The following is a 17,540-nucleotide window of genomic DNA, read 5'->3' as shown; positions in this document are numbered from 1 at the left end:
TTAATCGATTGGTGTGAGTTGATAGCTGACTATATAGCTAGCTATCAACTCACAGTGGCGGTGGACTTGCCCGGTTTCAGGCTTGGGTCTCGGATGACGCATCATTTTAACCTTCTGCTAGCTAGCTAGATATATACATATATATAGCAGCCGCAAAATGATGCCGACGATCAGTCGAGGTTGTAGTACTGCTTGAGCAGCTGCTGCACGATGTCTGTCTCGGTTACCCGTTTGCCGGTTTTCGCCGATTCCTGTGCTGCACCAATCTTCAAGGCATTGGCGATATCCCAACGCAGGCGAAACAGCTTCTGCACAGTGGGTTCTGGTTTGAGGGCTTCGACCAGCACTTCGGGTGCTTTGGCCGGCGCTTGCTCACGAGCGGCCGATTTGCTCAGTGCTTTGTCGGCCTCTCCCCCTTCGAGGAACTCATTTGGATCTTTCCGAAAACTTTTGATATCCGGCTTGGATTTGATCATACCAACACCTCGGCAAAGAACGCGTTCATTTCCTGGATAGCGGCGTGGTCACGCTTGAGTTCATGAACGATCGCACCTTCGCTGATGCAACGGCGGAAGGCGACCCGTTCGCAGATTTTGGTTTTGAACACACTGAAGGATTGCTCTTCCAGGAATGTGAGCATTTCACCGGTGTCCTTGGTGCGGGTGTCGACCCTCGACAGCAGCATCTTCACATCCAGGTCCGGGTTGTAGTCACGGGCCAGGTCGACAACCGTCAGCAGGTCAGTCATGGCGGCTGCATCGAATGAACTGGCACCGACAGGAACAATCACCACTTCAGCCAGCAACAACGCTGAACGCAGACCCACTGAGTCACGACCACCGGCATCGACGACAACATGCTCATAAGAGCTGGCCAACTGGCGGCCTTCAGAGTTGATCGCCTTGCCCTGCAAGCACACGGTCGTCGGGCTTGGGCTGTATTCAGGGTTATCACGACGCCATGCGGCCCAGCTTGCAGCGCTTGCCTGCGGGTCACCATCGATCAACAGGGTTTTGCCACGCGTAGCCAACATGGTTGCCAGGTGTACGGCAGTGGTGGTTTTTCCGACACCGCCTTTGGTGTTGACGCATGCGTAAATGGTCACTGTGTTCTCCTTCGAGTCATCCGACTTTATATAGGCAGCATTTTGTGACCACCATTATAGCTATCTATCTATATAGCTAGCTATTTTCTTGTGGCCTCATGTGGCAACGTCATGGCATACTCGTTTCGTCAGTCGAAGGAACATCAGTTGTAGGCAAATTCTCAGCTTGCTGACGGCAATCGCCTTTGCGCTTGTGTGTTTTCTCTGAGTACTTCGTCAGTAATTGACCTGAGTCTGCTGCGCTGATCGCTGGGTATGTGCCTAATCACCGTTGCTCTGGCCTGCTTCCAGGCACTCGATGCCGGTCAATGGCAGGTGATCTTCCAGACAAGGCATTTTTCGCTATCAACCGATTGTTGGTTAGCGAAAGTATTCATAGATGGCTTCTGTGGCCTCTATGAGGCTTCTGGAGCAACAAAAGACCCTGCTTCGCGCACCTCCTAGCGCGCCTGTGGTTTTCATCGCTATGCGAGCTCTCAGGGCGCTTTGCGCGCTTTGTGTTTTTTTGCTTTTTGCTTTTGCCTGTTGTCAAAGAAAAAAATCAGCTTCTGCGCGAGCTCTTCGCGCGTTTTTAAAATCTTTTTTTCTTGTTTTTAAAGCTTGTTTTTAAAGCTTGTTTTTAGCACCTCTGGAGGCCTTGATTTACGTGGCCTCCAGCAAGGTATCGACTACAAATTCCGGCTATACGACTACAAATTCCGGCTATCACGACTACAGATTTCAGCTGTATCGACTACAAATTTCAGCTATGACGACTACAAATTCCGGCTGTTATCCACAGGCTGGACGGGGCTTATAGGATCCAATAAGCCGTATTCGTTCCCTCCCCTGTGCACCTGCTCGGTCTGCATCTTCTATCGACTACAGATTCCGGCTATTGGCCCTGAATCTATCGACTACAAATTCCGGCTATGGCGCCAGGCCGCACCAGACAAGGCGTTTAGCCATGCCGGTGCGTCCTACAGACGAGTCCTACACGCTGAATACTCGTCAATAACGACTACAAATTCTGGCTAGGGTCATTTGATGGCTGAACGACTACAAATTCCGGCTATGGCCCGCTGCCTGCCATCGACTACAAATTCCGGCTATTGCTTGCTCATCTATCGACTACAAATTCTGGCTATGGGCTAAAACAGTTCGCGCCTGATTGCAGGCGGCCGCAAAATCGGTGCGATATTCCTTCGGCAAGCTTGTTACTATCGACTCATCACCGCGTCAGGAATAGTCGATGTCCGCCAAAGAACCTTCGTCATTGCTTGTGACGAAAGCCAACGATCTGATCAGTGCGTCCTATCGTCTGACGCTTCAGGAACAGCGCCTGTTGTTGGCGGCGATCGCCCAGGTCGACCCGCGCAAACCCATGCCTTCGAAGATCACCGTCACCGCGGCGAGCTTCGCCGAGATCTATGGCGTACCGATCCGCTTTGCCTACACCAACCTCAAGGAAGCGGCTGATTCGCTGTACGAGCGTGACATCCAGACCTTCGACGGCAAAAACCGCACACGCATTCGCTGGGTGTACAAAGCGGCCTATGCGGAAGGTGAAGGCCGGGTGACCCTGAACTTCACCGTTGACGTGATCCCCTACCTGTCGATGCTCAACAGCAAGCTGACCTCCTACGACCTGCGTCGGGTGGCCAACCTCAACTCGATGCACAGTTTTCGGCTGTTCGAGCTGCTGATGCAGTTCAAGAGCACCGGCGTGCTGGTCATCGAAGTCGAAAAACTGCGGATCCTGCTCGACCTGGGCGACAGCTACAAACGCTTCAACAACCTGCGTCAACGGGTCATCACCCCCTCGATCACCGAGATCATGGCCAAGTCCGGAATCTCGATCACCTACGAGACCATCACCGAAGGCAAGACAGTGAAAAGTCTGGTGTTTCGCTTCCAGGAAGCGGCGCAGATGCGGCTGTCGCTCGGCGATAGCCTGGAGCCATTGCCGGAGAATCCGCTGGAGATCCTCAAGGACTAACCGGTAGGGGGATCAGGTGGTTTTATAGCTAGCTATATATCTATATAGCTAGCTAGTGGAGACTGGTAGATAGCCGGAATTTGTAGTCGATAGGATGCTTTTTATTGGCGCTGCTTTCGTCGAATGCATCGTCTCTCCTGATGCCCGTGTAGATTCGGCACAAAACCCTCGTTATTGCTTTCACGACCGCTCAACCCAATGAAGCTCCATGGTCTCGGGCGTTCGGGCGGTTGATATATACCTAGCTAGCTACATAGCTAGCTTTTATTTATAGCTATATTGATAGCTATATATCTTTTTTCGCGACCTCTTCTCTGGATAGCCGGAATTTGTAGTCGATAGATCCATGCTGGATATTGAACGGTGCATTGGCTCGGTTCCAGCCGTGTACGAGGAGGCTGAGCGTCGATAAGCCACATAACTTCTGGCGGGGTGCCTTCGCAGATAAAACCGGTTCAAGAACACAGCATGCAAGCCGATGAAATAAGCGTGTGTGGACAGGGTTCGTGCTGTTCATGAGTATGGGGCAAACTGCTAGCATCGCGCCGTCAATCATTGGCTCCGTCTCTGTGACACCGCGTCACTATTGCTCATCATCCCGCCACTCTTTTTCCAGGATGCCATGCGATTTTTTCTTGATCCCAAGCGCGATATCGATGCCGCACTGTTGCGTTATCGGCGCCTTTTCGGCGTGCTGGCATTGTTCAGTGGGGTAATCAACCTGCTGATGCTGGTTCCTTCTGTTTATATGATGCAAGTCTTCGACCGGGTGCTGACCAGCCGTAACGAAACCACGCTGCTAATGCTGAGCCTGATCCTGCTGATCTTTTTCGCGCTGAGCTGCGCCCTGGAGTGGGTGCGTGGCCAGGTCATGATCAAGATGAGTGCCGGACTGGATACCCACCTTGGTGAGCGAGTCTTTGATGCGGCTTTCCAGCGCAGCCTAAAGGAACACAATGCCAACCCGGCGCAGGTCTTGAGTGACCTCAACAGCATTCGTCAGTTTGTCACCGGTCCTGGGGTAGTGGCATTGTTCGACGCGCCCTGGCTGCCGATCTACCTGGTAGCGACTTTTTTGTTTCATCCATGGCTGGGGGTCTTCACCGTAGTAGGTTCGCTGATCCTGGTCGGGCTGGGGATCTGGAACGAACTGGCCACGCGCAAAAGCATGAGCGAAGCCAATCGTCTATCCGTGTCTTCCTCCAGCTATGTGAACAGCACCTTGCAGAATGCCGAAGTCATTCAGGCACTCGGCATGCTCACGCCATTGCGTCGGCGCTGGTTCGAGGTTCAGCAGCGGGTCATCACCGAGCAGGGCGAAGCCAGTGATCGCAGCTCATTGATTGCAGCGCTGTCGCGCTTCGTGCGTATGACCTGGCAATCCCTGGCCTTGGGGCTGGGCGCGGTGTTGGTCATTGAAAACCAGATTTCTGCCGGGGTGATGATTGCCGTTTCGGTACTGCTGGGCCGCGCCATGGCGCCGGCTGAAGCCTTGATCGGATCATGGAAACAAATGGGCAGCGCCAAGAGCAGTTACGAGCGCCTCAACCGGCTGCTCAAGGAGTTTCCTCAAGAGCCTGCGCGTATGCCATTGCCGGCACCCAGCGGGGCCTTGAGCATCGAGCGGTTGGTGGTGACCCCGCCGGGCCAGCAGCGGCCTGCCGTCAATGGTGTAACGATCAAACTGGACAAGGGCGAAGTGCTGGCGATCATTGGCCCCAGTGCTTCAGGCAAGTCATCCTTGACTCGTGCCATGGTGGGCATCTGGCCGACCAGTCACGGCTCGGTGCGCCTGGATAATGCAGAAATCAGCCAATGGTCGCGTGAAGCATTGGGCCCGCACCTGGGTTATCTGCCTCAGGACATCGAACTCTTCGACGGCACGATCGCGCAAAATATCGCCCGGTTTGGCGAAGTCGATTCAAGCAAGGTCATCGAAGCGGCGCAACTGGCCGGCATTCACGAAATGATCCTGCACTTTCCCAAGGGTTATGACACCTTGCTGGGCAATGGCGGCCTGGGGCTTTCTGGTGGTCAGAAGCAACGTGTCGGCCTGGCTCGAGCGCTATACGGCAAGCCGGCACTGGTGGTGCTTGATGAACCGAACTCCAACCTCGATGAAGCCGGCGAGGCGGCATTGCTCCAGGCGCTACGGCAACTCAAGGCTGATGGCAGCACGGTGGTCTTGGTGACGCATCGGCCTAGCGTGCTGGGTGTGGTCGACAAGTTGTTATTCATCAAAGACGGCATACAGCAGTTGTACGGTCCGCGTGATCAGGTGATGAAGACCCTGGTGCCGCAGAACGCCCAGAAACCGGGTGCTGCTGCGAGCCCGACGACTGTCGATCCAGAAGTCAGCAATCCCCAAGCCTGAGGCCATCATGCCAGTCACTTCAAATGAGCTTTCGACTCCACTGGCCAGGCCTGATGTTGAGGCCCGCAAGATTGCCCGTATCGGTGTCTGGTGCCTGCTGATCGGCCTCGGAGGTTTTATTCTCTGGGCTGGCCTGGCGCCACTCGATCGAGGCGTAGTCGGCAGCGGTACCGTTGTCGTCGCGGGCGAGCGCAAGACTGTACAGTCGCGCACCGGCGGAATCATTGACCGGATTCTGGTACGTGAAGGCGATCAGGTTCAGCAGGGCCAGGTGTTGGTGCAGCTCAATACCGTACAGGCCAAGTCGCAGTTGGACGTGGCCATGGGACAATGGATCAGTGCCCGGGCAGTCGAAGAGCGGCTGATGGCCGAGCGTATGGATCAAAAAAGCATCCCCTGGTCGCAGGACCTGTTGGCGCGGGCCAATGACCCTCGGGCCAAGGCGGCCATGGAACTGCAAGGCTATCTGTTCGCCACACGGCGTGCCGAGCTGGCCAGCCGGTTGCAGATCAACCAGCACGAAGTCGACTCGCTGAACCAGCAACTGGCCGGCTATGAAGAAATCAAGCGCAACCATTCGGCGCAACTGCAGTTTCAACAGCAAAGCCTCAAGGGCATGCGTGAACTGGCCGGTGAAGGCTACCTGCCGCGTAATCGATTATTCGAGGCCGAAAGCACCGCTGCCCAGTTGAGCGCGCAACTGGCGGCAACCATCTCCGATATCGGCCGCACCCGGCAGGCCATCAACGAAAGCCGGCTCAAGTCGCTGCAACAGAGCCAGGTGTTTCGTAGCGAGGCTGAAGCTCAACTGACCCAGGTGTCTGCACAAAGCTCCAGCCTGGCTGACCAGATCAAGGGCCTGGAATTTGAAGTCAACAGCGCTTCGATCGTGGCCCCGGTGGCCGGCCAGGTGATGAGCCTGGTGGTCCACACCGTAGGCGGTATTGCGCCGGCCAGCCAGCGGCTGATGGACATCGTACCGCTGGGGTCGAGTTGGGTGGTCAAGGCGCAGTTTCCGCCGATGATGGCTGACCGCCTCAAGCCCGGGCTGGTCGTTGATCTGCGCTTCGGTTCTTTGCAGCGTGTGCATACCCCGGTCATTACTGGCAAGGTCGAGACCGTATCGGCTGATCAGTTGATCGACGAGCACAACAACACGCCGTATTTCGCCGTTGAAGTCTCTGTCAGCCCTGAAGAGGTGGTGCATCTGCGTGAAATGGGTCTGGAGATCAAACCCGGCATGCAGGCCGAGGTGCTGGTCAAGACCGGCGAGCGGACGTTGGCCAACTACCTGATGCAGCCGATCACCGAGCGTATGGCCGGTGCGCTTAAGGAGGAATGAGCATGCGCATAGCCCTGGTCCTGCTCACAGTGGTGTTCTCCTGTCGTGCACTGGCGGCCGATGAGGCTCTTTCGCTGCTGGCTTTCTATGACGCCTCGCGGCTCAACGATGCGGCGTACCAGGTGTCGGGGCATGACTACCAGGCCTCCCGTCAGGAAGAAGCCATTGGTCGCAGCGGCTTGTTGCCTCAGGTGGCGATCAACTCGCGCTACGGTCATGGAGGTCAGTTCAACAAGCGGGCAACCCCCAACAGCAGTGAGGACCAGTACGCGTCCGACAGCATCGCCCTGACAGTCAGTCAGCCTCTTTACGACAAAGGCCGCTGGGCGGCTTTCGAGCAAGCCAAGGCCCGGGCACGGTTAGGTGAGGCGCAGTATGAGGGGGCCGGGCAGAGCCTGTTCGACCGGGTGGTTGAAGCTTACTTTGATGTGGCTCAGGTCGAGAACGAGCTGCTGTTGACCTCCCAGCAGAAGACTTCGATTGCCGGCCTGGCCAAACAGTCCAAGCGTCTGTTCGACGCCGGCGAAGGCACCGTTACTGATATGGAGGAAGCTCAGGCCCGGCTGGATTCGATCAGCGCCCAGGAAATCGAACTGCAGGCCCGGCGCCGGGCCGCGTTGCGCAAACTGTCCGGCAGGGCCGGCGTGCCGACTGTGGACATCCGTCCAATGCAGGAACAGTCCCCCATGACCGTTCTGCTGGCCCCGGAGGAAGATCTCGACTACTGGATGTTCAAGGCCGATCAGGCCGCTGCTGAACTGGGCGTCAGCCGGGCCACGATCAAGGTGGCCGAAGCCAACCTGAAGCTGCAGAAGTCCGGGCATTACCCGACCGTGGCCCTGAGTGGCCGCGTGGCCCGGGTCGATCAGAGCGACCTTAACGAGCTGTCGCAGCGCCAATCGACCTACTACGTGGGAGTCGTCGTGGACATTCCGCTGTATCAGGGCGGTGGCGTCAGCGCCTCTTCGGAAAAAGCCCGTTCGGCATTGGAAAGCGCCCGTTCAAGCTACGACAGCCAGTTGCAGCAGCTGACCGAAGACATCGAAGCCAACTACTTGGGGGTGGTGGCCGGTGGCGAGAAGATCAAGGCGCTGGTCACGGCTGTGCGCTCCAGCCAGTTGGCCCTGCAGTCGGCAGAAAAAGGCTATCAAGGCGGAGTGCGCTCCACCGTGGACATCCTCGACGCTCAGCAGCGGCTGTTTTCGGCCAAGCGCGATCTGCTTGATACCCGCCTGGCCATGTTGCTGAGCTACGTCAACTTGCACACCCGCACCGGCCAGATGACCCGTGCCAAGCTGGAGAAGGTGCAGGCGCTGTTCTGAATCGGCCGCATGGCCATACAGATGTAATGTCTGAGCCGGCCTCTTCACGAGCAAGCTCGTCCCTGCAATCGAACTGAACGGGCAGCCATGCGGCTACCCCTGCTTGGGTGCCACGCTGATAAGGGCCGTTTCGAAGTCCCGCACGAATGCAGGCGAGTTGAACAGGACAGATGTTTCCCGGCCGTTGACCAGGCGTTGACGCAGGTCTGGCAGCCGTTGCGGATCGGTGGCCAGTTGCACTGCACGTTCCTCATAGTCAGCCAGCGTCGTGGTGATCAACTCTGGCAGGTCCAGGGCGGTCAGCAGTGCGCCGGCCATGCGTGAGGCGAAGGTGCGGCCCGAGCGGGTCAGCACGGGCAGGCCCATCCACAGCGCATCGTTGGCCGTGGTGCCGGCGTTGAATGGATAGGCATCGAGAAACAGATCGGCGGCGCTATAGCGCGCCAGATACTGCTCTGGCGATACCCGCGGGGCGAAGATCAACCGCTGCGTATCAATGCCGTGCTGTCTGGCACGGGCGCATAGATTGGCTTGAGCCCACTGATTGTCAGCCAGTAACCACAACACACTGTCCGGCACGCGCTGCAGAATGCGCATCCAGCTATCGAACACCTCTTCATTGAACTTGTAATTATTGTTGAATGAGCAGAACACGAAGCGATCGTCTGGCAAGCCACACTGGGCGCGGCTCGGCAACTCGGCGACTGGGCGCTGGCGATCGCTGCATTGGTAGATCTGCGCCAGATACAGCGGTTTTTCGCTGTAGTAAGGGCGCTCCTGGTCAGGGATCAGATACCGATCGGCAATCACATAATCGATACCCGGCAATCCGGTCGGGCCAGGGAAACCCAGATAGGTCATCTGCACCGGGGCTGGCCGCCAGGCCAGGATGTTTGGCCGTGCACCGGAGGTCAGGCCATGCAGGTCGATAAGAATATCGATCTCATGCTGACGGATGAGGTGCGCGGCCGTTGCGTCGTCCAGATCGGCAATACGTACGAAGTGATCCATGGCGCTCTTCACCCGCTGTCGCAGGGCCGAGCCATCTTCACGGCTCCAGCAGAAGCCGTACACCTCAAATCGCTCACGATCGATCAGTTCGAACAGTTCCACGGTCAGCAGCGACACCGCATGCAGGCAGAAATCCGAAGACAAAAAACCGATGCGCAGCTTCGAATGTGCATAGCCTTGATCACCCGCCAGAGCCGGTACCCGCACATTGACCCGCTCCCTGGCGAAATGCATGGCACCGGCCAGTTGCAGGCCAGGATCATCACTGCCGGCCAGCAGGGCCAGTGGTGAGGAAGCCTTGAGCAGATCACCCTGGGTGACACCGGCCGGCGGTGCATACACCGGCCACACGCACTGTTTCTGACGCAGATGCACCCAGTGTTGAATGACCTTCGGCTGGGCCGGGTCGGTTTCCAGGCTGGTGCGCAGAATCGCTTCGGCGGCTTGCAACTGGCGGGTTTCCTCCAGCAATCGCCCCAGGTTGTTGCACACCATCAGATACAGATCACGACTTTGCTGCGGATCGACCATGCCCTTGTCGAGGATTGACTGCCAGGTGGCCAGTGCCTGCTGGGGTTGCTGCTGGCGTTCCTGCAAGGTGCCCAGGTTGAACCAGGCCTGGGCAAACTCCGGATTCTGGGCGACGGCGGCCTGGTAAGCCTGCTCGGCCTCGGCCAACTGTCCCAACTGGGTGAGGGTCACGCCCAGATTGAACTGGATGACGTAATTGACCGCCGAATGGCAATGCCCAAGCCAGCGCTGATACAGCGCCGCGACATCATTGAAACGTTGCGCAGCATTGAGGCGCTCGGCGGTCTGCAGCAGTTGCATCGGTTCCAGAGCGACCTGTCCGGACAACTGCAGGGCCGCAGCCAGCATGACATCCAGATCCGGGCTTTGAAGATTCTCGGTAAGCATTCAGGGCTCCACCCATAAAAAAATACCGGACTCTTGCGAGTCCGGTATCAAGGTCTATCAAAGGTTTAACACTGAATATCAGTTAATCCAAGTGTGAACGTCAGTGGCGACCAGCAGTTGCACGTCACCCTCGTTGTACACGTTGTAGCTGGTGCCATCGATGGTGGCGGTACCGGCTGCTTGCCACTCGCCAGTGGCGCCCTGGATGTGCACGCTGTCGTTCTGGTCGCCGTTGATGATCATCTGCACCGGCGCAGCTGCACCGTTGCCCAGATCCACCTGGCCGGCCTGGCCCAGTTGCGCGACGGCCTTGGCGTCGACGGTCAGGCTGGTGGCCTCACCATTGTCACTCGCCAGATCGATCGCGCCCAGTTTGCCAACCACGGCAGCATTGAGTTGCGTCAGGTCCAGAGACTGGTTACCGCCGGCCTGGGTATGGAACCAGACGTCGGCAATGGTGTGGCTCTGACCATCGCTGGTCTCGAAGCTGGCTTGCAGGCCGATCAGGTTGCCGTGGTTCAACTCGGTGGTCTTGGCCGCATCCAGATTGAACTGAGTGATACCCAGATCTTTCAGGCTGTGCAGCTCGCCGGCGTCGCTGACCCCATCGTTGTTGCTGTCGACCCAGACTTGCAGGGCGCTGAACAGTTGGTCACCGGCATTGATCACGCCATCACCGTTGCTGTCCAGGCTTTGCAGAGCCTGGAAACCGTCCTTGGCCAGCGAGCCGTCAGGCAGGCGGAAGGACGAACCGAACAGCTCGGAACCATTGTTGACCTGGCCGTCGCCATTGACGTCCAGAACCAGCAGGCCATCGCCACCAGCAGTCCAGCCGGTATTTTCTTTATGGCCGTCGGCGTTCAGGTCAAAGCGAGTGCCGTTGAGCAGATGCGAGGTCTGCACGCCGTCACCGTTGAGGTCCAGAACCAGCGGAGTCGACAGCGCCATGGCATCGACCTGGGCGGCATTCATCGCTTGAATCTGTGCGGTGGTGAATGCGTTGACCTGGGTCATGCTCAGATTCGACAACTGAGCGGTGGTCAGTGCCGTGATCTGCGTGGTGGTCAGAGCAGCCACTTGGGCCGTGGTCAGTGCGGCCGTGTCGGTCGTCTGAATCGCGGCGATCTGAGCGGTGGTCAGCGCTGCAATATCAGCCGTCTGCATGGCGCTGAACTGAGTCGCGGTGAGAGCCACAACCTGTGCGGTGGTCAGAGCGGCCACGTGAGCGGTGGTCAGCGCGACGATCTGAGCCGTGGTGAGGGCTGCAACGTCCGCAGTTTCCAGTGCCGCCACCTGTGTGGTGGTCAGGTTGGCCACTTGAGTGGTGGTCAGTGCCGCGACTTGAGCAGTACTCAGTGCGACGATTTGGCCAGTGGTCAGTGCGGCCGCCTGGGCAGTGGTCAGCGCGGCAACGCTGGCCGCAGGCAGAGCAGCGAGGTCAGCGGTTTCCAGTGCAACCACCTGAGCGGTGGTCAACGCAGCGACCTGAGCGGTCTTCAGCGCGGCCACTTGCGCGGTGCCCAGCGCAACCACTTGAGCGGTGGTCAGGGCAGCCACATCGGCGTTTTCCAGGGCGCTGATCTGAGTCGGCTTGAGAGCGGCGACTTGAGCAGTCGTCAGGGCAGCCACTTGAGCCGTGGTCAGCGCCACCAGCTGGGCGCTGGTCAGTGCACCGACATCGACAGTTTCCAGTGCCGCCACTTGAGCGGTGGTCAGGTTAGCGACTTGAGCCGTGGTCAGGGCGGCGACTTGAGCGGTGCTCAAGGCGACAACCTGGGCGGTGGTCAGGGCGGCCACGTCTGCGGTTGGCAGTGCCGCGATCTGGGCAGCGGTCAGGCCTGGCACCTGAGCGGTGGTCAGCGCCGCCGCTTGTGCGGTGGTCAGACCGGCCACAGCCGCCGTGGTCAGCGCTGCGAGGTCGGCGTTTTGCAGTGCGGCGACCTGAGCGGTGGTCAGTGCAGCAACCTGGGCCGGTTTCAGTGCAGCCGCCTGAGCGGTGGTCAAGGCAACGACCTGGTCGGTAGTCAGGGCGGCGACCTGAGCGGTGGTCAGGGCACCGACGCTGGCGGCTGGCAACGCTGCGAAGTCAACGGTTTCCAGTGCGGCGATCTGCGCAGTGGTCAGTGCAGCCACTTGAGCGGTGGTCAGTGCTGCGACCTGAGCGGTACCCAGTGCCACCACCTGAGCGGTGGTCAGAGCGGCCAGGTCAACGGTTTGCAGAGCGGCGACTTGAGTTGGCTTGAGAGCCGCGACTTGAGCGGTGGTCAGTGCAGCAACCTGAGCCGTGCTCAGGGCGACGACCTGGGCGGTGGTCAGTGCGCCGACATCAGCGGTTTCCAGCGCGGCCACCTGAGCGGTGGTCAGGTTGGAAACCTGCGTGGTGGTCAGTGCAGCCACTTGAGCGGTCGTCAGCGCGACAACCTGGCCGGTGGTCAGTGCAGCAACCTGGGCAGTGGTCAGCGCGGCAACGCTGGCCGCAGGCAGAGCAGCAATATCAGCCGTTTCCAGTGCAGCGACTTGAGCGGTGGTCAGTGCAGCAACCTGAGATGTTTTCAGCGCCGCCACTTGTGCGGTGCCCAAGGCCACGACCTGAGCGGTGGTCAGGGCCGCGACATCGGCGTTTTCCAGGGCGCTGATCTGCGTTGGTTTGAGTGCGGCGACTTGAGCGGTGGTCAGGTTGGCCACTTGAGCCGTGGTCAGCGCCACCAGCTGGGCGTTGGTCAGTGCACCAACGTCGACGGTCTCCAGTGCGGCGACTTGAGCAGTGGTCAGATTGGCCACTTGAGCGGTGGTCAATGCGGCCACTTGAGCGGTGCTCAAGGCGACAACCTGGGCGGTGGTCAATGCGGCCACGTCTGCGGTTGGCAGGGCAGCGATCTGGGCAGCGGTCAGGCCTGGCACCTGAGCGGTGGTCAGCGCCGCCACTTGCGCAGTGGTCAGACCGGCCACAGCCGCCGTAGTCAGGGCAGCAAGGTCGGCGTTTTGCAGGGCGGCGACCTGAGCGGTGGTCAGGGCTGCGACCTGGGCCGGTTTCAGTGCAGCCGCCTGAGCGGTGGTCAGAGCGACGACCTGGCCGGTAGTCAGTGCGGCGACCTGAGCGGTGGTCAATGCACCGACATTGGCTGCCGACAGAGCCGCCAGATCAGCCGTTTCCAGTGCAGCGACCTGGGCAGTCGTCAGTGCAGCCACTTGAGCGGTGGTCAGAGCCGCGACTTGGGCAGTACCCAGCGCTGCGACTTGATCGGTGGTCAGCGCGGCCAGGTCAACGGTTTGCAAGGCGGTGATCTGGGCCGGCTTGAGGGCCGCGACTTGAGCGGTGGTCAGTGCTGCAACCTGAGCGGTGCCCAGCGCGACAACCTGAGCGGTGGTCAGTGCACCCACGTCGACAGTTTCCAGCGCGGCCACTTGAGCCGTGGTCAGGTTGGCCACTTGAGCGGTGGTCAATGCGGCGACTTGAGCGGTGCTCAGGGCCACGACCTGGGCGGTGGTCAGGGCTGCGACGTCTGCGGTTGGCAGCGCGGCGATCTGGGCAGCGGTCAGGCCTGGCACCTGAGCGGTGGTCAGAGCAGCTACTTGGGCTGTAGTCAGACCGGCGACAGCCGCCGTGGTCAGGGCTGCGAGATCAGCGTTTTGCAGTGCGGCGACCTGAGCGGTGGTCAGGGCAGCAACCTGGGCCGGCTTCAGCGCAGCCGCCTGAGCGGTGGTCAAGGCAACGACCTGGCCGGTAGTCAGTGCGGCGACCTGTGCAGTGGTCAGGGCACCGACGCTGGCGGCTGGCAGGGCAGCAACATCGACCGTTTCCAGCGCGGCAACCTGGGCAGTGGTCAGTGCAGCCACTTGAGCCGTGGTCAGCGCGGCCACTTGAGCGGTACCCAGTGCAACCACTTGGGCGGTGGTCAGGGCGGCCAGGTCAACGGTTTGCAGCGCAGCCACCTGAGTTGGCTTGAGAGCCGCGACTTGAGCGGTAGTCAGTGCAGCGACCTGGGCGGTGGACAGCGCGACAACCTGAGCGGTGGTCAGTGCACCGACATCAGCGGTTTCCAGCGCGGCCACCTGAGCGGTGGTCAGGTTGGAAACCTGCGTGGTGGTCAGTGCAGCCACTTGAGCGGTCGTCAGCGCGACAACCTGGCCGGTGGTCAGTGCAGCAACCTGGGCAGTGGTCAGCGCGGCAACGCTGGCCGCAGGCAGAGCAGCAATATCAGCCGTTTCCAGTGCAGCGACTTGAGCGGTGGTCAGTGCAGCAACCTGAGACGTTTTCAGCGCCGCCACTTGTGCGGTGCCCAAGGCCACGACCTGAGCGGTGGTCAGGGCAGCGACATCGGCGTTTTCCAGGGCGCTGATCTGCGTCGGTTTGAGAGCGGCGACTTGAGCCGTCGTCAGAGCAGCCACTTGAGCCGTGGTCAGCGCCACCAGCTGGGCGCTGGTCAGTGCACCGACATCAACGGTTTCCAGTGCGGCCACTTGAGCCGTGGTCAGGTTAGCGACTTGAGCCGTGGTCAATGCGGCCACTTGAGCGGTGCTCAAAGCGACAACCTGGGCGGTGGTCAATGCGGCCACGTCTGCGGTTGGCAGCGCGGCGATCTGGGCAGCGGTCAGGCCTGGCACTTGAGCGGTGGTCAGCGCCGCTACTTGAGCAGTGGTCAGACCGGCGACAGCTGCAGTGGTCAGCGCTGCGAGGTCGGCGTTCTGCAGTGCCGCGACCTGAGCGGTGGTCAGTGCAGCAACCTGGGCCGGTTTCAGTGCAGCCGCCTGAGCGGTGGTCAAGGCAACGACCTGGTCGGTAGTCAGGGCGGCGACCTGAGCAGTGGTCAGAGCACCGATACTGGCGGCTGGCAACGCTGCGAAGTCAACGGTTTCCAGTGCGGCGACCTGCGCGGTGGTCAGTGCAGCCACTTGAGCGGTGGTCAGTGCGGCCACTTGAGCGGTGCCCAGTGCCACCACCTGAGCGGTGGTCAGGGCGGCCAAGTCAACAGTTTGCAGGGCGCTGATCTGGGCCGGCTTAAGGGCGGCGACCTGAGCGGTGGTCAGTGCAGCGACCTGAGCGGTGGACAGCGCGACAACCTGAGCGGTGGTCAGGGCACCGACGTCGACAGTTTCCAGCGCGGCCACCTGAGCGGTGGTCAGGTTGGAAACCTGTGTGGTGGTCAGTGCAGCCACTTGAGCAGTAGTCAGCGCGACAACCTGGCCGGTGGTCAGTGCAGCGACCTGTGCAGTGGTCAGCGCAGCGACGCTGGCCGCTGGCAGAGCGGCAATATCAGCCGTTTCCAGTGCAGCGACTTGTGCAGTGGTCAGTGCCGCGACCTGAGCGGTTTTCAGCGCAGCGACTTGAGCGGTGCCCAGTGCGACTACTTGAGCGGTGGTCAGCGCGGCGACATCGGCGTTTTCCAGGGCGCTGATCTGCGTCGGTTTGAGAGCGGCGACTTGAGCGGTCGTCAGAGCTGCCACTTGAGCCGTGGTCAGCGCCACCAGCTGGGCGCTGGTCAGTGCACCGACATCAACGGTTTCCAGTGCGGCGACTTGAGCCGTGGTCAGGTTAGCGACTTGAGCGGTGGTCAATGCGGCGACTTGAGCGGTGCTCAAGGCGACAACCTGGGCGGTGGTCAGGGCTGCGACGTCAGCGGTTGGCAGCGCGGCGATCTGGGCAACGGTCAGGCCTGGCACCTGAGCGGTGGTCAGCGCGGCCACTTGGGCAGTGGTCAGACCGGCGACAGCCGCCGTGGTCAGGGCAGCAAGGTCGGCGTTTTGCAGTGCAGCGACCTGAGCGGTCGTCAGGGCCGCGACCTGGGCTGGCTTCAGTGCCGCGGCTTGAGCAGTGCTCAGTGCGACGACTTGAGCCGTGGTCAGCGCGGCCACTTGGGCGGTAGTCAGTGCGCCGATGTTGGCAACTGACAGGGCTGCGAAGTCAACGGTTTCCAGCGCGGCGACTTGAGCGGTGGTCAGGTTGGCCACTTGAGCGGTGGTCAGTGCAGCCACTTGGGCAGTACCCAGTGCAGCCACTTGATCGGTAGTCAGGGCGGCCACATCGACGGTTTGCAGGGCGGCGACTTGCGCCGGCTTGAGTGCGGCGACTTGAGCGGTGGTCAGGGCCGCGACCTGAGCGGTGGACAGCGCGACAACCTGAGCCGTGGTCAGAGCACCCACGTCGACAGTTTCGAGTGCGGCGACCTGAGCGGTGGTCAGGTTGGAAACTTGTGCCGTGGTCAGCGCCGCCACTTGAGCGGTGCTCAGGGCGACGACCTGGGCGGTGGTCAGGGCTGCGACGTCAGCAGTCGGCAGTGCAGCGATCTGGGCAACGGTCAGGCCTGGGATCTGTGCGGTGGTCAGTGCAGCGGCCTGTGCGGTGGTCAGACCAGCGATGGCTGCGGTGGTCAGTGCCGCCAGATCGGCGTTTTGTAGGGCGGCGACCTGAGCGGTGGTCAGGGCAGCAACCTGGGCTGGCTTCAGCGCAGCAGCCTGAGCGGTGGTCAGCGCCACGACCTGAGCGGTGGTCAAGGCGGCCACTTGGGCGGTCGTCAGTGCGCCGACGTTGGTAGCTGACAACGCAGCGAAGTCAACGGTCTCCAGCGCAGCCACTTGGGCAGTGGTCAGGTTGGCCACTTGAGCGGTGGTCAGTGCTGCGACCTGAGCGGTGCCCAGTGCCACGACCTGGGCGGTGGTCAGAGCGGCCAGGTCAACGGTTTGCAGGGCGGCGACTTGAGTCGGCTTGAGGGCGGCGACTTGAGCGGTGGTCAGTGCAGCCACTTGATCCGTGGACAGTGCCACGATCTGGGCGCTGGTCAGCGCGGCGACGTCGACAGTTTCGAGTGCGGCGACCTGAGCGGTGGTCAGGTTGGAAACTTGTGCCGTGGTCAGCGCCGCCACTTGAGCGGTGCTCAGGGCGACGACCTGGGCGGTGGTCAGTGCCGCGACATCAGCGGTTGGCAGCGCGGCGATCTGTGCAACGGTCAGGCCAGGAATTTGTGCGGTGGTCAGGGCTGCAACCTGTGCGGTGGTCAGACCGGCCACAGAGGCGGTGGTCAGTGCAGCCAGGTCAGCGTTCTGCAGGGCGACGATTTGTGCAGTCGTCAGCGCAGCCGCTTGAGCCGGTTTCAAGGCAGCTGCTTGCGCGGTGGTCAGCGCCACGACTTGAGCGGTGGTCAGGTTGGCCACTTGAGCAGTGGTCAGGGCACCAACGCTGGCCACTGGCAGCGCAGCAAAATCAACAGTTTCAAACGCCGCGACCTGAGCGGTGCTCAGTGCAACGATCTGTGCGGTCGTCAGGCTGGGCACCTGCGCGGTAGTCAATGCCGCGACTTGCGCGGTGGTAAACCCTGGCACCTGAGCGGTGCTGAACAGCGCGATGTTGGCCTTGCTGAAGGCCGGAATCTGCGCGGTGGTCAGCGCAGCGATCTGAGCGGTGCTGAAGTCTGCAATGTCTCCTGCCGCCAGACCGGCAATGGTCGTGGTGCTCAAGGCAGCAACTTGTGCGGTAGTCAAAGAGGAAATAAAGC

Annotated in this window: 8 protein-coding genes; 4 read left to right on the top strand and 4 right to left on the bottom strand. The window is 60.5% G+C overall.

Annotated elements, in window-relative coordinates; all coding sequences use genetic code 11:
• Positions 1 to 170: 170 nt before the first annotated feature.
• The gene (locus PSCI_RS26475) at positions 171 to 476 is read right to left on the bottom strand and encodes a hypothetical protein (RefSeq protein WP_045492814.1); all 306 of its coding nucleotides are present in this window, start codon (positions 474 to 476) and stop codon (positions 171 to 173) included.
• Positions 473 to 1,105 carry a ParA family protein gene (locus tag PSCI_RS26470; protein WP_045492811.1) on the bottom strand — a complete coding sequence of 211 codons (633 nt, stop codon included), beginning with the start codon at positions 1,103 to 1,105 and terminating at the stop codon, positions 473 to 475. The genes PSCI_RS26475 and PSCI_RS26470 overlap by 4 nt, the downstream gene beginning before the upstream one ends.
• A gap of 1,231 nt (positions 1,106 to 2,336) precedes the next feature.
• On the opposite strand from PSCI_RS26470, the gene PSCI_RS26465 reads away from it, so the two are divergent.
• The 4 genes from PSCI_RS26465 to PSCI_RS26450 all read left to right on the top strand — a co-directional run bounded on the left by PSCI_RS26465 (position 2,337) and on the right by PSCI_RS26450 (position 8,121).
• A complete protein-coding gene (locus tag PSCI_RS26465) occupies positions 2,337 to 3,083 on the top strand; it encodes a replication initiation protein (RefSeq protein ID WP_045492808.1) in 747 nt (248 codons plus the stop codon).
• A 622-nt stretch (positions 3,084 to 3,705) separates the two neighbouring features.
• Positions 3,706 to 5,457, top strand: a complete 1,752-nt coding sequence (locus tag PSCI_RS26460) for a type I secretion system permease/ATPase (RefSeq protein WP_045492805.1) — start codon at positions 3,706 to 3,708, stop codon at positions 5,455 to 5,457.
• A 7-nt stretch (positions 5,458 to 5,464) separates the two neighbouring features.
• Complete coding sequence (locus tag PSCI_RS26455) at positions 5,465 to 6,799, top strand: HlyD family type I secretion periplasmic adaptor subunit (protein WP_045492802.1); 1,335 nt, start codon at positions 5,465 to 5,467, stop codon at positions 6,797 to 6,799.
• 2 nt (positions 6,800 to 6,801) lie between these two features.
• Complete coding sequence (locus PSCI_RS26450) at positions 6,802 to 8,121, top strand: TolC family outer membrane protein (RefSeq protein WP_231906515.1); 1,320 nt, start codon at positions 6,802 to 6,804, stop codon at positions 8,119 to 8,121.
• A 93-nt stretch (positions 8,122 to 8,214) separates the two neighbouring features.
• Here the strand turns inward: PSCI_RS26450 and PSCI_RS26445 are convergent, their stop codons facing one another.
• On the bottom strand, positions 8,215 to 10,050 hold the full coding sequence (locus PSCI_RS26445) for an O-linked N-acetylglucosamine transferase, SPINDLY family protein (protein WP_045492797.1): 1,836 nt from the start codon (positions 10,048 to 10,050) through the stop codon (positions 8,215 to 8,217).
• A gap of 78 nt (positions 10,051 to 10,128) precedes the next feature.
• Complete coding sequence (locus PSCI_RS29650; protein ID WP_197540963.1) at positions 10,129 to 17,502, bottom strand: beta strand repeat-containing protein; 7,374 nt, start codon at positions 17,500 to 17,502, stop codon at positions 10,129 to 10,131.
• Between the last annotated feature and the right edge of the window lie 38 nt (positions 17,503 to 17,540).

This window comes from Pseudomonas sp. StFLB209 (assembly GCF_000829415.1).
GTDB lineage: Bacteria > Pseudomonadota > Gammaproteobacteria > Pseudomonadales > Pseudomonadaceae > Aquipseudomonas.
The sequence above is the reverse complement of the archived record's forward strand: the minus strand, read 5'-3'. Positions and strand labels throughout refer to the sequence as shown.